Source organism: Streptomyces sp. WAC06614, from assembly GCF_003949795.1.
Taxonomy (GTDB): Bacteria; Actinomycetota; Actinomycetes; order Streptomycetales; family Streptomycetaceae; genus Streptomyces.
This window is the reverse complement of record NZ_RPRY01000656.1, coordinates 1-1,447: the sequence shown is the minus strand read 5'-3', so window position 1 is coordinate 1,447 and position 1,447 is coordinate 1. Positions and strand designations below refer to the sequence as shown.

Annotated in this window: 1 protein-coding gene; it reads left to right on the top strand. The window is 79.0% G+C overall.

What is annotated here, in order from left to right; translation table 11 throughout:
• Positions 1-14: 14 nt before the first annotated feature.
• A partial coding sequence (locus EF918_RS35680; protein ID WP_260611010.1) for a phosphodiester glycosidase family protein occupies positions 15-1,447 on the top strand: 1,433 nt, incomplete at its 3' end.

Sequence of the window (1,447 nt, the reverse complement as noted above, 5' to 3'; positions counted from 1 at the left end):
GGCGGGAGCCGCTCGTGGTCGCCGGGGTGGCGCAGGACCACGCCGGGCGCCCCAACGACACCGCGGCCCCACGCAGCGCCCTCGGCTTCTCCCGTGACGGCCACCGCCTGCACCTGCTCACCGTCGACGGCCGCCAGCGCGACAGCGGTGGGCTGACCCTGACCGCCCTCGGGCGGTTCCTGCGCGAACTCGGCGCGCGCGACGCCCTCAACCTAGACGGGGGCGGGTCCACCACCCTCCTCGCCGGGCGCAGCGGCAGCACCGCCCTGGAGCCGGAGAACTCCCCGTCGGACGGCCGGCCCCGGACCGTCGCCAACGGGCTCGTGCTGACCGCCGCCGGTACCGGCCGGCCCACCGGCTACCGCCTGGCGGCGGTCTCGCCGCGGGTCTTCCCGTACCTGTCCCGCACGGTCACCGCCGTCGCCCACGACGCCTCCCTCGGCTCGGCCACCGCCCCCGGCGGTGCCCCGCCGCGCTGGTCGACGGAGCCGGGCGGGGTCGGCCGGATCGGCCGGATCGGCCCGATCGGCGGCCATGAGCGGGACGACGGCGCGGTGTTCCGTGCGCTGCGCCCCGGCCGTGTCCGGGTCCACGCCCGGGGCGGGGGCGTGCAGGGCAGCCTCCGGCTGGAGGTGCTCGGTCCGGCCGTCCGGCTGGTGCCCTCGGCGGCGCGGCTCGGGACGACGGGGCCCGGCGACCCCGTCCCCTTCGACCTGCTCGGCCTCGACGCCGAGGGCAGGGCGGCGCCGGTCGAGGCGCGGGACGTCCGTTGGACCTACGACCGCCGGCACTGGCGCGTCACGGCCGCGCCCGGCGGGGGTTTCACCCTGCAGGCGCGCGTGCCCTTCGCCACCGGCCTGGTCAAGGCCACCGTGCCGGCGGTGGGTCTCACGGCCGAACTCGCCGTAGGCGCCGGGCTGTCACCCCTCCTCCTGACCGATCTGACCGACGCCGCCGCCTGGACCGGGTCCGGGACCGGGGTGGGGCCCGGGCCGAAGCCGACGGCGGGTCCGGCGCCGCCGCTCGCGGCATGCAGCAGGCGGCCGGCGGCGACGCCGGGGCCGAGGGGGGCTCCGGTGCGGCCGATGTCGAAGAAGTCGCCGTTCACGGCGGCCACCACGCGTCGCCCCGGCTCCGCCGGATGCCGGGCGGCGGCCTCGGCCACGGTCCCCGGGCCGCGCAGGTACTCGGCCCGTACCCCGGGCGCGTCGAGGTCGACGACCACCTCGTCGAACCGCAGCCACCGGTCCGCCTCCAGCCGGTCGTACGACTCCAGCCGGACCCCGGGCGCGAGGGCGCGACCGGTCCGTCCGAACTCCACGCCGTCCCCGGCCCACGCGGCCCCGCCGCCGGACACGACGAGCAGGACCCCGACCACGAGGGAGAGCACCACCCGCACCGAACGCCGAGTCACCACCCCGGCAGCATCGACCGCCACCCCCGCCGC